Source organism: Pseudorhodobacter sp. MZDSW-24AT (genome assembly GCF_002794355.1).
Classification (GTDB): Bacteria; Pseudomonadota; Alphaproteobacteria; order Rhodobacterales; family Rhodobacteraceae; genus Pseudotabrizicola.
Genome location: NZ_PGOI01000008.1, coordinates 235767 through 251301, shown reverse-complemented (window position 1 = coordinate 251301; position 15535 = coordinate 235767). Strand labels below are relative to the sequence as shown.

Below are 15535 nucleotides of genomic sequence, written 5' to 3'. Positions count from 1 at the left end.
CGGTGGGCCTGCCCATATCCTGAGGCAACACAGAAAGGGCACCCGATGGCTGGCTATGTGAAGACAGGCATGTTGATGGCGGCTTTGACCGCGCTTTTCATGGGCCTTGGGGCCATGCTGGGCGGAACGGGCGGGGCGGCGGTCGCGCTTGTGCTGGCGGCGGCCATGAATGTTTTTGCCTATTGGAATTCCGACAAGGCGGTGCTGTCGATGACGGGCGCCAAGGCGGTGGATGAGAGGAGCGCGCCGGGGTTGGTGCGCATGGTCAACCAGCTGGCGGATGGGGCGGGCATGCCGCGGCCCAAGGTATATGTCATCGAGACCGACCAGCCCAATGCCTTTGCCACCGGGCGCAACCCCGAGAATGCGGCGGTGGCGGCGACGACGGGGCTGCTGCGGCGGCTGACCGAAGAGGAGGTGGCGGCGGTGATGGCGCATGAGCTGGCCCATATCCGCAATCGTGACACGCTGATCATGACGGTGACGGCGACCTTTGCCGGGGCGATCTCCATGCTGGCGAATTTCGCGCTGTTCTTCGGCGGCGACCGCGAGCGTCCGGGGGGCGTGATCGGCACCTTGGCTTTGATGATTCTCGCGCCTTTGGCGGCGGCTTTGGTGCAGATGGCGATTTCGCGGTCGCGCGAATATGAGGCCGATCGGGTGGGGGCCGAGATCTGTGGCGAGCCGCGTTGGCTGGCGGATGCGCTGCGCAAGATCGAGGCTTTCGCCAAAGGCATCGACAACAACGCGGCCGAGCGCAATCCGGCGATTGCGCATATGTTCATCATCAACCCTTTGCATGCCCATGCCCATGACAAGCTGTTTTCCACCCATCCCAACACGGCCAACCGGATTGCCGCGCTGGAGGCGATGCCGCCTGTGCGACGGGCGGGCAGGGCAGAGGCGGCCATGACACGGTCATCGGTGCCGCGCGCAGGCGGGCGGTCGGGGCCGAAGTCGGGGCCGTGGGTCTGATCTGACCGCTTGCCAAAGTGCGCGCGTTCGGGGATTGTTCCGCCATGTTGGAACCAGACCCCGCCCTGCGCCCGGAGCGCCTGCCCGAAGACACTGACCGCGCCTTGCGCCCGCAGGGGCTTGAGGAATTCATAGGTCAGGCCGAGGCGCGCGCCAACCTGCGCGTCTTCATCGAGGCCGCGCGCATGCGGGGCGATGCGATGGATCACACGTTGTTTCATGGCCCCCCCGGCCTTGGCAAGACCACCTTGGCGCAGATCATGGCGCGCGAATTGGGGGTGGGCTTTCGCATGACGAGTGGCCCGGTGCTGGCCAAGCCCGGGGACTTGGCGGCGATCTTGACCAATCTGGAACCGCGCGATGTGCTGTTCATCGATGAAATCCACCGGCTTTCCCCGGTGGTTGAAGAGGTGCTGTATCCGGCGCTGGAGGATTTCGCGCTGGATCTGGTGATCGGCGAGGGTCCGGCGGCGCGCACGGTGCGGATCGATCTGCAGCCGTTTACATTGGTGGGGGCGACCACGCGGTTGGGCTTGCTTACAACGCCGCTGCGCGACCGCTTTGGCATTCCCACCCGGTTGGAATTCTACACCGAAGGCGAGTTGCACGAGATCGTCAGCCGCGGTGCGCGGCTTTTGGGTGTGCAGGCGGAGCCGGAGGGCTGTCTGGAGATCGCGCGGCGCGCGCGCGGCACGCCGCGCATTGCCGGGCGGCTGCTGCGCCGGGTGGTGGATTTCGCTTTGGTGGAGGAGGGGGGACGCATCAGCCGCGCCTTGGCTGACCGCGCGCTGACGCGGTTGGGGGTGGACAAGCTGGGGCTGGATGGCGCGGATCGGCGCTATCTTGTGCTGCTGGCCGAGAATTATGGCGGCGGGCCGGTGGGGGTGGAAACCATCGCTGCGGCCCTGAGCGAGCCGCGCGATGCCATCGAAGAGGTGATCGAGCCCTATCTGCTGCAACAAGGGCTGATCCTGCGCACGCCGCGCGGGCGGATGCTTGGGGCGAAGGCGTGGCGGCATCTGGGACTGGAGGCACCAAAGGTGCCGGGGCAGGGTGATCTTTTCGCGGAAGGATAGGCGCAGATGAAACGGCTGGCAGGCGCGATTGCTTTGGCATTGGCTTTTGGAGGATCGGCACCGCTGCTGGCGCAGGATGCAGCGCAGCGCATCGACACGCCCTCGGGTCCGGCGATCCTCAGCCGTGACGACATTCATTCCGTCCTGACCATTGGCGGCCAGCGCTTTGTGTTCGACGGGATGCCCTATGCGGCCTTTGGCACGCGGCTGGGGGATGTGGTGCTGCTGTCGGTGTCATCGGGGGGCAGCATGTGCCCGGCGGAATTCGTTTGGCTGGACACGCGGCCGGGCCTTGTGCGGCTGTCGGATCGTTTTGGAACCTGCTCGGATCTGGCCGAGGTGACATGGGATGCCGAGTCTCTGATCGTGACCATGCCTTCGATGCGGCCCGGAGAAGGGCAGGTGGCTTTTCACTGGGATGGCAAAAGTGCTGCCGTGCGTGAGCAGGCCTTGGCATCGGCCCCCAGCGGCGTTGGCGTGGACGCCCCGGCGCGCGTCTGGATTGGCCGCCATCCGGCCGAGTTTCTGGCGGCGCCCGAACAAACGGCCCGGCTGACGGCGCTGTTGGGGCCAAATGCGCTGCAGGAAGCGCAGCGGATCATTTCGGTTGCCACCTTTTTCACAGAGGAGGCCGGCTGGATCACCGCCAGTGGCTGCCAGCCGCACCAATGCGATGTGACCCAAGGCGCGGTGGCGCTCCATCCCGATGGGCGTGTGGGTATTGCCTTGTGGCAGCAAGGGGAGGTGGCCCGGGTTTGGGGCACGTTCGACGGGATGCCCCCGCCCGCCATTGCGCGGGTCTTGCAGCGCCAATAGCCCGTGGAGGGTTCAGGCGCGGGTCCAGTGGCAAAGCATGTCTTGGCCTAGGCTGCGTTGCGCCAGCCGCCGGAAACGGGGCGCATCGGCAAGGCGCAGCAGCGCCAAGGCCCCCAAGGCGGGTGTCCCCTCTGCGCCGATGATCTTGCCTGCGGTCAGGTGGATCAGATCGTCCACCAGCCCGGCCTGTATCAAGGCCGCCGCGATGGTGCCGCCGCCTTCGCTCAGGATGCGGGTCAGACCCTGCGCGGCCAGCTGTGACAGCGCCGCGCCAAGGTCCAGATGGCCCTCGGCAACCGGGCAGAGCATCAGTCGGGCCCCGGTGGCCGTCCACGCCTGTTGCGCCTCCTGCGGGGCGTCGGGGCCGTGAAGCACCCAGACCGGATGCGCGCGCGCCGTCTGACCAAGACGGCTGGCGGGACTGTGGCGCAGCTTGCGGTCCAAGAGGATGCGCACGGGTTGATGCGTGGCGCCGATGTCGCGTGCGGTCAGATCCGGATCATCGGCATGCGCGGTGCCCGAGCCCGCCATCACCGCATCATGGGCAAGGCGCAGGCCATGCACATAGCGGCGGGCTTCGGGCCCGGTGATCCAGCGCGACTCGCCCGAGGCTGTGGCGATGCGGCCATCGAGGGTGGTGGCAAGTTTGAGGGTGACAAAGGGCAAGCCCTGCGTCACGCGCTTGAGAAAGCCCGCGTTCAGGCGCTGCGCTTCTGCGGCCAGCACATGTTCCGTCACCGCGATTCCGGCGGCGCGCAGCATGGCATGGCCTTTACCGGCGACGCGCGGGTCTGGGTCTGTCAGCGCGGTGACAACGCGGGTGACGCCCGCCGCAATCAGGGCTTCGGCGCAAGGGGGAGTCTTGCCGTGATGGGCACAAGGCTCCAGCGTGACATAGGCCGTGGCGCCGCGCGCTTCACCCGCCTGATCCAGCGCGCGGCGTTCGGCATGGGGGCGGCCGCCCGGCTGTGTCCAGCCGCGGCCAAGGATGCGGCCATCGCGCACCAGCACGCAGCCAACCGCCGGGTTGGGCCAAGTTCGGCCCAGCCCGCGCGCAGCCAGTGCGAGGGCATGGGCCATATGTCCGTGGTCTTCCGCGCTCACTCTTCGGGTTTTTCGCCGGGGCGCAGCTCGCTGACAAACTTGTCAAAGTCATCGGCTGCTTGGAAGTTCTTGTAGACGCTGGCAAAGCGCACATAGGCCACGGTATCGATCCGCGCGAGGCTTTCCATCACGATGTCGCCGATCGTGCGGGACGGGATGTCGGTGTCGCCGATGGATTCCAGCCGGCGCACGATGCCGCTGATCATCTGGTCAATGCGATCCGGATCAATGGGGCGCTTCTGCATGGAGATGCGGATCGCGCGTTCCAGCTTGTCGCGGTCGAAATCTTCCCGCTTGCCGCTGGATTTGATCACCACAAGATCGCGCAGTTGCACGCGTTCATAGGTTGTGAAGCGGCCGCCGCAGGCCGGGCAAAAGCGCCTGCGCCGAATGGCGACATGGTCTTCGGCGGGGCGCGAGTCCTTCACCTGGGTGTCGATATTGCCGCAGAATGGGCAGCGCATGGCCCCCTCCTCGCTTGTTCGTTGATGTGCCTGCCTCTGAACCCGGTGTGTTCCGGGCATTTATCCACAGACTATAGGGGGAAGCCTGTGATCTGGGCTAGGCCGAAGTTGCGACCACATGATCTAGGGGGGAGAGGTGTGGCGTGGGAGACTCAGGCGCTTTAGGTAAAGAGCGTGTCACCCAGCTGATCGATCGCCTGTTTGGCCTTGGCGATGCTGGCCTCGGTTGCTTCATCCTGTGTGCTGCGGGTATCGGCGCGGATGAGCTGATGCGTTTTCACGGTGTCGCCAAAGGTTTTCTCGACCCGGGCCGCGATGCGGAACACGCCGCCTTCCTTGATCGGATCGGGGAAAATGCGAAAGTCATTGTGCAGGATCGGCTCTGCCGCAGGGGCCGGGTCCGCGGATTTTCCGAAAAGGCGGGAAAGGAAAGAGGGCATGTGCAGGCTCCTGTCGGGGTAAGGCAAAGGCACAGGGAGGACGCGTGCGGAGGGCCTTTTGCCGCGTGGGGGAGGGCGGAAGGTCCGCCGCCTTTGGCCAGAAGAAAGGGCGGGGTTCCCCCCGCCCTGTATCTTGGATCACTGGTCGAGGAAGCTGCGCAGCTTGCGGCTGCGGCTGGGGTGCTTGAGCTTGCGCAGCGCCTTGGCCTCGATCTGGCGGATGCGTTCGCGCGTGACGCTGAACTGCTGGCCCACCTCTTCCAGCGTGTGATCGGTGTTCATGCCGATGCCAAAACGCATGCGCAACACGCGCTCTTCGCGGGGCGTGAGCGAGGCCAGAACGCGGGTGGTGGTTTCCTTCAGGTTTTCCTGAATGGCGGAATCCAGTGGCAGGATCGCGTTCTTGTCTTCGATGAAATCGCCGAGCTGGCTGTCTTCCTCGTCGCCAATCGGGGTTTCCAAGGAAATCGGTTCCTTGGCGATTTTCATCACCTTGCGGACCTTTTCCAGCGGCATTTGCAGCTTCTCGGCCAGTTCCTCCGGCGTGGGTTCGCGGCCGATTTCGTGCAGCATCTGGCGGCCCGTGCGGACCAGCTTGTTGATCGTCTCGATCATATGGACCGGGATGCGGATCGTGCGGGCCTGATCGGCGATTGAGCGGGTGATCGCCTGACGGATCCACCATGTGGCATAGGTCGAGAACTTGTAGCCGCGGCGGTATTCGAACTTGTCCACCGCCTTCATCAGGCCGATGTTGCCTTCCTGAATGAGATCAAGGAATTGCAGCCCGCGGTTGGTGTATTTCTTGGCAATCGAGATCACGAGGCGCAGGTTGGCCTCGACCATTTCCTTCTTGGCCTGACGCGCCTCTTTCTCGCCCTTTTGCACCTGATTCACGATGCGGCGGAATTCGCTGATGTCGACGCCGATGTATTGGCCGACCGCGGCCATTTCGGCGCGCAGCTCTTCCACTTTGTCGCGCGAGCGTTCCATCAGCGCCTGCCAGCCGCGCCCGCCCTTGGCGGCCATGCGGTCGCACCAGCTTGGGTCCAGCTCATAGCCTTGATATTCGTCGATGAACTCGCGGCGGTTGATGCGGGCCGCATCGGCAAGCTTCACCATGCCGGAGTTGATCGTCATGATCTTGCGGTTGATGCCATAAAGCTGGTCGATCAGCGCTTCAATTCGGTTGTTGTGCAGGTGAAGCTCGTTCACCAGAACCACGATCTCTGACCGCAGCTTCTGATAGGCGGCCTCGTCGGCAGAGGAGAAGCGGGTCTTTTCCGACAGCGTGGCGTTCATCCGCGCTTCTTGCATATCGGCCAGCTTGACGTAATCGCGCGCGATGATGGCGAGCGTTTCAAGAACCTTCGGCTTCAGCGCGGCTTCCATGGCCGCCAGCGACATGTTCGAGGCTTCGTCATCCTCATCGTCATCGTCGCTGCGCATCAGCGGGTTGCCGTCGGCGTCCAGTTCCGGTTCCGAGCTTTCGGAGCGGCGTGGCGTGGCCGCGCTGACATCGACGCCTTCCAGATCGGCCGCGCCCATCGGGCCGTCCATGTCATCGTCGCCATCAAGGCTGCGGCCAAAGGTGGCCTCAAGGTCGATCACATCGCGCAGCAGGATGTCTTCGTTCAGAAGTTCGTCGCGCCAGATCGTGATGGCCTGAAAGGTCAGCGGGCTTTCGCACAGCCCAAGGATCATCGTGTTGCGGCCAGCCTCGATGCGCTTGGCGATGGCGATCTCGCCTTCGCGCGACAGCAGCTCCACACTGCCCATCTCACGCAGATACATCCGCACCGGGTCATCGGTGCGGTCCAGCGTTTCGGTGGTGGTGCCTGCGACAGCAACCTCGCGCGAGGTGGAAGAGGACTCGACCAGTTCGCCGCCAAGCGGTGCCTCACCGTCTTCGACTTCGTCATCCTCGATCACGTTGATGCCCATTTCGGACAGCATCGACATGACGTCTTCGATTTGCTCGGACGACACCTGCTCCGGCGGCATGACCTGATTGAGCTGCTCATAGGTGATGTAGCCACGCTCACGCGCGTCGGCGATCATCTTCTTGACGGCGGCCTGGCTCATGTCGAGGGAGACATCGGCCTCGTCTGCGTCGGGTTTGCCGTCGTCGGTGTCTTTCAGGGCCATGGGTGCTCCTTGAGGGCGCGCGGGGCGAATCGTTGCGGACTTTTCCGAATCAATACCGCGAATCACGCCGGGTTAAAGGCCGGATGCTGCATTTTCTTGCCCGATTGGTCGGGAAAAGGGTTACTCATTGTTTACCACCTCGGCCGCCGCGCGTGAAATCAATCGAGTCATGCAACGATCGGGCCCGGTTCAACTCGTCACGATCCAATTCGATTCCATTGGGCGCGATCACGGATTCACCCTTGGTATCTTGTGGGCCGCGCGCGGCAGAGTGGCGGGCCTCAGCCGCTTTGGACAGGCGCCATGTCAGGCCTTCATCTGCCACACCTGTTACATCGTCTTCGGCATCGGCAATTTCAAGCCTATGGGCGCGATCCGCCTGCAAGCGCGCCAAAGCCTCCGCGAGACAGTTCTCGGCGGCCTCGTCGGACGCCTCTGGTCCGATTGCCAATGTGATGCGCACATGCGGGTGCAAAAGGACCGCCTCGGTGGGCACGGGAGCCTCGGTCATGAGGAGCGCGCGCAGGTCCGGGGCTGCCTGATGATAGAGGATGAGGCTGCGCAGCATGTCATGGCCATGGCCCAGAAAATCCAGCCGCTCCAGCGCCGATTCAAAGCGCGGGATCAGGCCGGGGTGATGGATGCAGGCCGCGAGCACCACCGCCTCGCGCAGGCTGTCCGCGACCGTGTCGGCAGGCGAGGCCAGCAGCGAAAGCTTGGTGGTGGCCATCGGCGCTATGGGCTGAAACGGCTTGCCCTTTTGCCCCGGCTGCCAAGGCGCGCGGGGCGGGCGGGCGGCAAAGGGGGTGAAGGGCCGGGCATTGGTGCCAAAAAGATCACCGAGCAGCCGCTTGATCTCTTCGCCATAATGCCCGCGGATTCCCGGATCGGTGATCCGCTCCAAGGCCGCGCGCAGGGACTTTTCCAAGGCGGCCTTGCGCTCGGGGCTGTCGAAGTTCTTGCCTTCCGTCTCGCGCCGCCACAGCAGGCTGACCATGGGCTGGGCGCCCTCGATCACCTTTTGCATCGCGGGCGCGCCTTGCTGCTTGATCAGATCATCGGGGTCGAGCCCGGGGGGCAGGACGGCAAAGCGCAGGCCCTTGCCGGCCTCGAGCAGCGGCAAGGCAAGGTCGATCATCCGCAGCGCCGCCCGGATGCCCGCCGTATCGCCATCCAGCGCGATCACCGGCTCATCCGCGATGCGCCACATCAGGCGCAGTTGGTCTTCGGTGATGGCGGTGCCAAGGGGGGCAACCGCCGCATGAAAGCCAGCCTCGGACAGGGCGATCACGTCCATATAGCCTTCGGCGACGATCAGCGGCTTGCCTTTGCCTGCCGCCTCCCGCGCGGGGGCATGGTTGAACAGGTTGCGGCCCTTGTCGAAGAGATCGGTTTCCGGGCCGTTGAGGTATTTGGCGCGGGCATTGGGGTCCATCGCGCGGCCCCCAAGGCTGATGGCCCGGCCTCGCGCATCGCGGATGGGAAAGATGATGCGACCCCGGAACCGATCATAGATCGACCCGTCATCGGCCTTGGCGCAAGCGCCGGAGCCGACGATCAGATCGGCGGTAAATCCTTTCTGGATCAGCGCGTTGAACAGGGCTTGCCGCGCATCGGGTGCAAAGCCGATGTCCCACCGCTCGACCGCCGCATCGGACAGGCCGCGCTTGGCGATATAGGCGCGGGCCTCGGCCGCAGCGCCGGTCTTGAGTTGCAGGCGGAACCACTTCACCGCCTCTTCCATGACTTGCGCCAACTGGGCGCGGTGATCCTGCTTTTCGGCGGCCTTTGGGTCGCGGGCGGGCATCTGCATCCCGGCCTCGCGTGCGAGGATTTCCACCGACTCCATGAAGCCGGTGTTTTCCGACTCCTTGATGAAGGTCAGCACATCGCCTTTGGCATGGCAGCCGAAGCAGTAATAAAAGCCTTTGCGATCATCGACGTGAAAGCTTGCGGATTTTTCCTGATGGAAGGGGCAGGGCGCCCACCAATCTCCCTTGGCCATGTTGGATTTGCGCATGTCCCAAGTGACCTTGCGCCCCACGACTTGGGAGAGCGAGATCCGGCTGCGCAATTCGTCAAGGAATCCGGGTGGCAAGGACATGAGGCCTATATCGGGTCTCTTGGCCTGTGAGTCCAGCGCGGCTGCCACTGTCGCCGCCTCCGGCGGGAGTATTTGGGAAAGGTGCAAGGGGCAGGCGTTGTCTGTGTCGGCCGGGACAGCTATGGGCAGGGCAAGAACGGAGGGTGAAATGGACGCGGATCAGATTGCGAAACTGTTCACACGCGGCGACGGCAGCTATCTTTGCGCGCGGTGGGGGCGGCCGATCGTGCCGGTGGTGTTTGGCGTGGAAGATGCCACGCTGGGCGTGATCAAGGGCGGGATTGAGGCCGTGGTGGGCTTGGCCGGGCACAAGATGGCCGAGACCGACCCAGAGCTTGGGGCCAATCTGATGCTGTTTTTTTGCCGGGATTGGGCCGAGTTGCGCGTGGTGCCCAAGCTTGACCGCCTGATCGAAGGGTTTGGCGGTGTGCTCGACCGGCTCGAGGCGGCGGGGGCCAACCAGTACCGGCTGTTTCGTTATGACGCCTCGGGTGCGATCCGGGCCTGTTTCGTGTTCCTGCGGATGGATGCCGCTTTGGCGGAGGTGCCTGCAGGCACGCTTGCGTTGTCGCAGGCGGTTCAGGCGATATTGGTCTGGAGCGATCAGGCCTTTGTGAGCCGCCCGCCGCTGGGGATGCTGGATGGGGTGGCGGTGTTGAAGCCTGAGATCGCCGAGGTGATCCGCGCGGTCTATGATCCGATGATGCCGTTGGTGGCCACCGATGCGAGCCACGCCTTGCGGCTCGCGGCGCGGATGCCTGCGGTGCGCTGAGTCGCGTGACCTCGCGCTCAGGGGCGGGCGAGGGGGATCACCGAGATCGACATCTTGCCCGAGCCTTGCGTCAGTTCGCTGGCATGGGCGAGGTAGACGAGGGCGTTGTTGGGTTCATCATAGATCCGGGTCACGCGCAGGGATTTGAGGATGAGGGACTGGCGTTCGGAAAACACCGTCTCACCGCTGCCGTCGCGGTCGATGTCGCCCAAGGTGATGGGGCCTGTCTGCACGCAGTCGACGGCGGAATAGGACGGGTCCTCGAACCAGTTGCCGTTTGAGAGCCGGTCGATGAGGGAGCGGTCGAAATAGGCGACGTGGCAGGTGACGCCTTGCACCTTGGGGTCGGCGATGCTTTCGATGATGATGTCATTGCCCACCCAGTCGACGCCGACGCGGCCGATTTCTTCGGCGTGGAGCGGGGTGGTGAGCAGGGCGAGGGCGAGGAGGGGGGCGGCGCGCGTCATGGGGAACTCCGGTCAGGGACTGGGGAAACGTGGGGCGGGCGGCGCGGTTCCGCGCGATTGGAAAAAGGAGACGGCTGTGGCGCATCGGTTTGAGCTTCGGGTCTATTATGAGGATACCGATCTGGCGGGGATCGTCTACTACGCCAACTATCTGCGTTTTATCGAGCGGGCCCGCAGTGAGTGGGTGCGGGCGGTGGGGGTGGATCAGCGGCGGTTGCGGGCCGAGGCGGGGCTGGTCTTTGCGGTGCGGCGGCTGGAGGCGGACTATCTGCGACCGGCGGTCTTTGATGACCTGCTGGAGGTGACCACGGAGCTGGTGGAGCTGGGAGGGGCGCGGATCGTGCTGGATCAGGCGGTCTGGCGGGGGGAGGAGCGGCTCTTCGCGGCCCGGGTGGTGCTGGTCTGTGTGGGGGGTGAAGGGCGGGCGGCGCGGCTGCCGGCCGAGGTGCGGGCCGCGCTGGCGGGGGCGGTGTAACACGCGCGGACAGTTTTTCTTTGCCTTTTAAATCAACAGTTTGGCCCTGTGAGATTCAGGGATTTTTAACTTTTGTCCACGCCTTTCTGGTGCGGGGAGGGTGCGTGCGCGCACGCACCCTACGCGGCGGGCGCCGGGCGATAGGAGCCTTGGGCCATCGCCTGATGCACCGAAGACCAGGGCCAATCCTCGGGCCGCGCGACGAGGCCGTGGCGCACCGGATCGCGCCAGCACTGCTGTAGGTGCGCCGCCAGATCCTGCGGGTCGCGCAGGTGATGTTCCCAATAGCGCCGCTGCCAGAAGCCGCGTTCGTTCCGGCGCAGATCCGAGGCGCGGCGCGGCCCCATGGGCAAGGCGCGCGACACGCGGGATTTGATCAGCCGCCACCGGGTGGGATAATCGCGGTCACCTTCGGGCAGCGACCAGATGCAATGCATGTGATCGGGCAAGACCACCCAGGCCAGAATGTCGAACGGGCGCTCTGCCCGCGTTTGCCGCACCGCCGCGCGCAGCAGATCGACATGGCGGAGCAGCGCATCGCTGGGGCGCTGGGCCAGCGCCACGGTGAAATAGATCGGCACATCTGTGATCTGGGGGCGGCGATATTGAGGCATGAGGGAGCCTTGCCCCTGCAAGGTTAAATACCGCTTAACGGGTGCAAGGGGCGACCCGTGTAGGGTGCGTGCTTGCACGCACCTTACGCAATGTTTCAGCGATCTGCCGCCTTGTGACGCAGTTGTGTTGGCAATCCGCTTTAAATCCAGATAGAATCGCTGCTAACAGGCGGCCAACAAGGCCCCGGACAACAAGAGCAGGCGTAATGGATACCGAAACCCTTGCGATGGCGCAGGAGATTGATTTCTCTTTGATCGCCCTTTTTGCACGCGCAACGCTGACGGTGAAGATCGTCATGCTGATGCTGATGATCATGTCCTTCTGGTCTTGGGCGACCATCGTGCAGCGCCATATTGTCTACCGCGCCGCCAAGCGCGAGGCCGAGGTTTTCGACCGCGCCTTCTGGTCGGGCGAGCCTTTGGATGAATTGTTCGAGAAGATCGGCCCGCAGCCTGAAGGCGCCAGCGAAAAGATCTTTGCCGCCGGCATGCTGGAGTGGCGGCGCAGCCACCGGCAGGATGGCGCGCTGATCGCAGGCGCGCAGGCGCGCATCGACCGGGCGATGAATGTGGCCATCGCGCGGGAGAGCGAGAAGCTGAACAGCGGCCTTTCGTTTCTGGCCACGACCGGGGCCACCGCGCCTTTCATCGGGCTGTTCGGCACCGTCTGGGGCATCAAGCACAGCTTTGAGCAGATCGCCATCAGCCAGAACACCAACCTTGCCGTCGTGGCCCCCGGCATCGCCGAGGCGCTTTTGGCCACCGGCATCGGCCTGATCGCGGCTATTCCGGCGGTGGTGTTCTACAACAAGCTCAATTCCGACAGCGAGCGCATCCTGGGCGGCTATGAGAGCTTTGCCGACGAATTCGCCACCATCCTGTCGCGCCAGCTGGACGCCTGAGCCATGGGGGGCGGCGTTCAGCAAAAATCGGGCGGCGGATCGGGGCGGCGGCGGCGCGGCAAATCGACCGCGATGGCCGAGATCAACATCACGCCTTTCGTGGACGTGATGCTGGTGCTGTTGATCATCTTCATGGTGGCGGCGCCCATGCTCACGGTGGGGGTGCCGGTGGAATTGCCGCGCACCGCCGCCAGCGCCTTGCCGACCGAACAGGAAGAGCCGCTGACCATCACGCTGACGGCGGATGGCCGCACGCTGATTCAGACCACGGATGTTCCGATGAACGAGCTGATCCTGCGGCTGACGGCGATTGCCGCCGAGCGGACCAGCAACAAGGTGTTTTTGCGCGCCGATGGCGCCATTCCTTATCAGCGGGTGGCGGAAGTCATGGGCGCGCTGAACGCGGGCGGGTTTAACAGCATCGGTCTGGTGACCGATACGGATGGGCCTGCCATGAACGGCAGCGGCAACTGAGGCCAGCGGTGCAAGACGGGCGGTTTCAGACGGGCACCCTTGTTTCGGGTGCAGGCCATGCGGCCCTGATCCTCTGGGTGATTCTGGGGGATTGGCTGTTTGCATCCAATGCCCCGGCGGCGGTGGAGGTGGCGGAGGTTTCGCTGATCTCTTCGGCGGAATTCGATGCGATGGTGGCCTCGGCCCCGTCCACGCCTGAGCCTGCCCCCGTGGCGGAGCCCGCGCCCGAGCCGCCGGCGCCAGCGCCCGAACCTGCGCCAGCGCCCGAAGCCGTGGTGGAGCCGCCGCCGCCTGTGGTGCCGGATCTGCCCGCGCCCACCGAGGCGCCGGCGCCCGAGCCGGTGCCCGAGCCGGAGCCGGTGCCTTTGCCGGAAAACAACGGCGTGGCCGATGCCTTGCCCTTGCCGGTGAACCCGGACCCGATCCCGGAAGTGCCCTTGCCGCCCAGCAGCAGTCCGCGCCCCAAGCCCGCCCCGCGCGTGGCTCCGGTGCCGGTGGATGCGCCCGAGCCTGCGGTGGAGGTGGCCGAGGCCCCGGTCGAGGCGGTGACGCCCGATCCGGTCGAGGCGCCCGAGATCGTGGAGCCCGAGCAGCCGGAGGCGCAGCCCGAAGAGGCGGGCACCGTGCTGGAAACAGAAGCGAACCGCGACGAGGAGGTTGTGGCCTCGGGCGCGCCGCCCAGCAGCCCGCGCCCGCGCGGTCGCCCGGTGCGCAGCGAAGCCCCGCCGGTGGAAACGGCGGCCCCGGCCGCGACCCCGACCCCGACGCCGGAGCCTGCGCCCGAGAGCAATGCCGATGCGGTGGCGGCGGCCTTGGCCGAGGCGTTGGCGGCAGAAGAACCTGCCCCGAGCGGGGGCGCGAGCAATGCCCCCGTCGGCCCGCCGATGACCAGCGGCGAGCGCGATGCGATGCGGGTGGCGGTGCAGCAATGCTGGAACGTGGGCAGCCTGTCGTCGGATGCGCTGAACACCACGGTGGTGGTGTTTGTCTCGGTGGGGCAGGATGGCGTGCCGGATGCGGGCTCGATCCGGATGGTGAGTTCCTCCGGCGGATCCGAGGCCGGGGCGCGCGGCGCCTTTGAGGCGGCGCGGCGGGCGATCATCCGTTGTGGGGCGCGCGGCTTCCCGCTGCCGCCCGAGAAATACGACCAATGGCGTGAGATGGAACTGGTGTTCAATCCCGACGGGATGCGGATGCGATGATCACGATTGCGCCAGAACTTGCTGAAACGGGGCGTTGTGCTTTCGTTTTCTTCCTAACCCCGGCAAAGGCTGCGTTATGCTGCCTGCGACAGACCGAGGACAACCCGAGGCCATGATGACAGTCAAACACTTGTCTCTTTCCGTACTTGCCGTTGCCCTGATGGGCCTGTTCGGGGCGCAGGCCCCGGCGCAGGCGCAATCGGGGCCTTTGCGCATCGAGATCACCGAAGGGGTGATCGAGCCCTTGCCCTTTGCGGTGCCCGATTTTGTGGATGAAGGCGGCGCGGGCGAGTATGCGCGCAACATCGCCCGTGTGATCGCGGCGGACCTGTCGGGGACGGGGCTGTTCCGCGAGATCCCGCGTGAGGCGCATATCAGCCGGGTGAGCAGCTTTGACAGCTCGATCGCCTATGAGGACTGGAAGGCGATCAATGCGCAGGCGGTGATCACCGGGGCGGTGACGGTGTCTGGCGGGCGGATCGTGGTGAAGTTCCGCCTGTTCGACGTGTTCAGCGGCCAGCAACTGGGCGAAGGGCTGCAATTTGCCGGGACGCCCGAGACTTGGCGGCGGATGGCGCATAAGGTGGCGGATGCGGCCTATAGCCGGATCACCGGCGAGGGCGGCTATTTCGACTCGCGCGTGGTGTTCGTGAGCGAGTCGGGGCCGAAGAACAACCGGCTGAAGCGGCTGGCGGTGATGGATTACGACGGCGCGAATGTGCAATATCTGACGGACAGCAGTTCGATCGTGCTGGCACCGCGCTTTTCGCCCAGTGGCGACCGCATTCTTTACACCAGCTATCAGACCGGTTTCCCGCGCATCACCTTGATGGATGTGGGGTCGTTGCGCACGCAGACGCTGGCCGAGCAGCAAGGCACCATGACCTTTGCGCCGCGCTTTTCGCCCGATGGCGGGCGTGTGGTGTTCAGTCTGGAGCGGGGCGGCAACTCGGACCTCTATATGCTGACGCTGGGGTCGGGCAATCTGGTGCAGCTGACCAATGCGCCGTCGATCGAGACCGCGCCGAGCTTTAGCCCCGATGGCAGCCAGATCGTGTTTGAAAGCGACCGGTCGGGCACGCAGCAGCTCTATGTGATGGGTGCCAATGGCGGTGAGGCGCGGCGGATCTCGGCCGGGCAAGGGCGCTATAGCACCCCGGTCTGGAGCCCGCGCGGCGATATGATCGCCTTTACCAAGCAGCATCAGGGCCGGTTCCATATTGGTGTGATGCGCACCGATGGCAGCGAAGAGCGTCTGCTCACGGCGTCTTTCCTGGATGAAGGCCCGACTTGGGCGCCGAATGGCCGGGTCATCATGTTCACCCGTGAAACCAGCGGGGCCGGCGGACAGGCGGCGCTGTATTCGGTGGATATTTCGGGGCGCAACCTGCGCCAGATCCCGACCGAAGGCGCGGCTTCGGACCCGGCGTGGTCGCCTTTGCTGCCCTGACCTGACTTGCACGCCCCGATCGGCCCCCCAATTCTGCGGGGGCCGATTCACA

Annotated in this window: 16 protein-coding genes; 9 read left to right on the top strand and 7 right to left on the bottom strand. The window is 65.1% G+C overall.

Annotated features, from left to right (window positions below; translation table 11 throughout):
- The first annotated feature begins 45 nt into the window (after nt 1-45).
- From htpX to CUR21_RS10820, 3 genes are read left to right on the top strand one after another with little or no spacing between them, the layout of a single operon-like run.
- Nucleotides 46-975 (top strand): zinc metalloprotease HtpX, encoded by a 930-nt coding sequence (htpX, locus tag CUR21_RS10830; RefSeq protein WP_100197051.1) that lies wholly within the window; start codon nt 46-48, stop codon nt 973-975.
- A gap of 44 nt (nt 976-1019) precedes the next feature.
- Complete coding sequence (gene ruvB / locus CUR21_RS10825) at nt 1020-2051, top strand: Holliday junction branch migration DNA helicase RuvB (protein WP_100197050.1); 1032 nt, start codon at nt 1020-1022, stop codon at nt 2049-2051.
- A 6-nt stretch (nt 2052-2057) separates the two neighbouring features.
- The gene (locus CUR21_RS10820; RefSeq protein WP_100197049.1) at nt 2058-2867 is read left to right on the top strand and encodes a hypothetical protein; all 810 of its coding nucleotides are present in this window, start codon (nt 2058-2060) and stop codon (nt 2865-2867) included.
- A gap of 12 nt (nt 2868-2879) precedes the next feature.
- On the opposite strand, the gene ribD is transcribed toward CUR21_RS10820, so the two are convergent.
- From ribD to dnaG, 5 genes are all read right to left on the bottom strand, one after another.
- On the bottom strand, nt 2880-3947 hold the full coding sequence (ribD, locus tag CUR21_RS10815) for a bifunctional diaminohydroxyphosphoribosylaminopyrimidine deaminase/5-amino-6-(5-phosphoribosylamino)uracil reductase RibD (RefSeq protein WP_100197048.1): 1068 nt from the start codon (nt 3945-3947) through the stop codon (nt 2880-2882).
- Between the two features lie 20 nt (nt 3948-3967).
- Nucleotides 3968-4435, bottom strand: a complete 468-nt coding sequence (gene nrdR, locus CUR21_RS10810; RefSeq protein ID WP_100197047.1) for a transcriptional regulator NrdR — start codon at nt 4433-4435, stop codon at nt 3968-3970.
- 161 nt (nt 4436-4596) lie between these two features.
- The gene (locus CUR21_RS10805) at nt 4597-4875 is read right to left on the bottom strand and encodes an HlyU family transcriptional regulator (protein ID WP_100197046.1); all 279 of its coding nucleotides are present in this window, start codon (nt 4873-4875) and stop codon (nt 4597-4599) included.
- A 138-nt stretch (nt 4876-5013) separates the two neighbouring features.
- Nucleotides 5014-7023 (bottom strand): RNA polymerase sigma factor RpoD, encoded by a 2010-nt coding sequence (gene rpoD / locus CUR21_RS10800; RefSeq protein ID WP_100197045.1) that lies wholly within the window; start codon nt 7021-7023, stop codon nt 5014-5016.
- A gap of 124 nt (nt 7024-7147) precedes the next feature.
- Nucleotides 7148-9127, bottom strand: coding sequence for a DNA primase (gene dnaG / locus CUR21_RS10795; RefSeq protein ID WP_100197044.1), 1980 nt, complete (start codon nt 9125-9127; stop codon nt 7148-7150).
- A 148-nt stretch (nt 9128-9275) separates the two neighbouring features.
- Here dnaG and CUR21_RS10790 point away from each other — a divergent pair, with 148 nt between their 5' ends.
- The gene (locus tag CUR21_RS10790; protein WP_100197043.1) at nt 9276-9899 is read left to right on the top strand and encodes a hypothetical protein; all 624 of its coding nucleotides are present in this window, start codon (nt 9276-9278) and stop codon (nt 9897-9899) included.
- A 17-nt stretch (nt 9900-9916) separates the two neighbouring features.
- On the opposite strand, the gene CUR21_RS10785 is transcribed toward CUR21_RS10790, so the two are convergent.
- The gene (locus CUR21_RS10785; protein WP_100197042.1) at nt 9917-10366 is read right to left on the bottom strand and encodes a CreA family protein; all 450 of its coding nucleotides are present in this window, start codon (nt 10364-10366) and stop codon (nt 9917-9919) included.
- A 76-nt stretch (nt 10367-10442) separates the two neighbouring features.
- Here CUR21_RS10785 and ybgC point away from each other — a divergent pair, with 76 nt between their 5' ends.
- The gene (gene ybgC / locus CUR21_RS10780) at nt 10443-10841 is read left to right on the top strand and encodes a tol-pal system-associated acyl-CoA thioesterase (protein WP_100197499.1); all 399 of its coding nucleotides are present in this window, start codon (nt 10443-10445) and stop codon (nt 10839-10841) included.
- Between the two features lie 119 nt (nt 10842-10960).
- On the opposite strand, the gene CUR21_RS10775 is transcribed toward ybgC, so the two are convergent.
- Nucleotides 10961-11455 carry a transposase gene (locus CUR21_RS10775; RefSeq protein WP_100197041.1) on the bottom strand — a complete coding sequence of 165 codons (495 nt, stop codon included), beginning with the start codon at nt 11453-11455 and terminating at the stop codon, nt 10961-10963.
- A gap of 206 nt (nt 11456-11661) precedes the next feature.
- On the opposite strand from CUR21_RS10775, the gene tolQ reads away from it, so the two are divergent.
- The 4 genes from tolQ (at nt 11662) to tolB (ending at nt 15483) form a co-directional block, all read left to right on the top strand.
- Complete coding sequence (gene tolQ / locus CUR21_RS10770) at nt 11662-12357, top strand: protein TolQ (protein ID WP_100197040.1); 696 nt, start codon at nt 11662-11664, stop codon at nt 12355-12357.
- 3 nt (nt 12358-12360) lie between these two features.
- Entirely contained in the window at nt 12361-12831 is a 471-nt protein-coding gene (gene tolR, locus CUR21_RS10765) for a protein TolR (protein WP_100197039.1), read from the top strand.
- A gap of 8 nt (nt 12832-12839) precedes the next feature.
- Nucleotides 12840-14033 (top strand): cell envelope biogenesis protein TolA, encoded by a 1194-nt coding sequence (locus tag CUR21_RS10760; protein ID WP_100197038.1) that lies wholly within the window; start codon nt 12840-12842, stop codon nt 14031-14033.
- Between the two features lie 115 nt (nt 14034-14148).
- Nucleotides 14149-15483 (top strand): Tol-Pal system beta propeller repeat protein TolB, encoded by a 1335-nt coding sequence (gene tolB / locus CUR21_RS10755; protein WP_100197498.1) that lies wholly within the window; start codon nt 14149-14151, stop codon nt 15481-15483.
- Nucleotides 15484-15535: the final 52 nt, after the last annotated feature.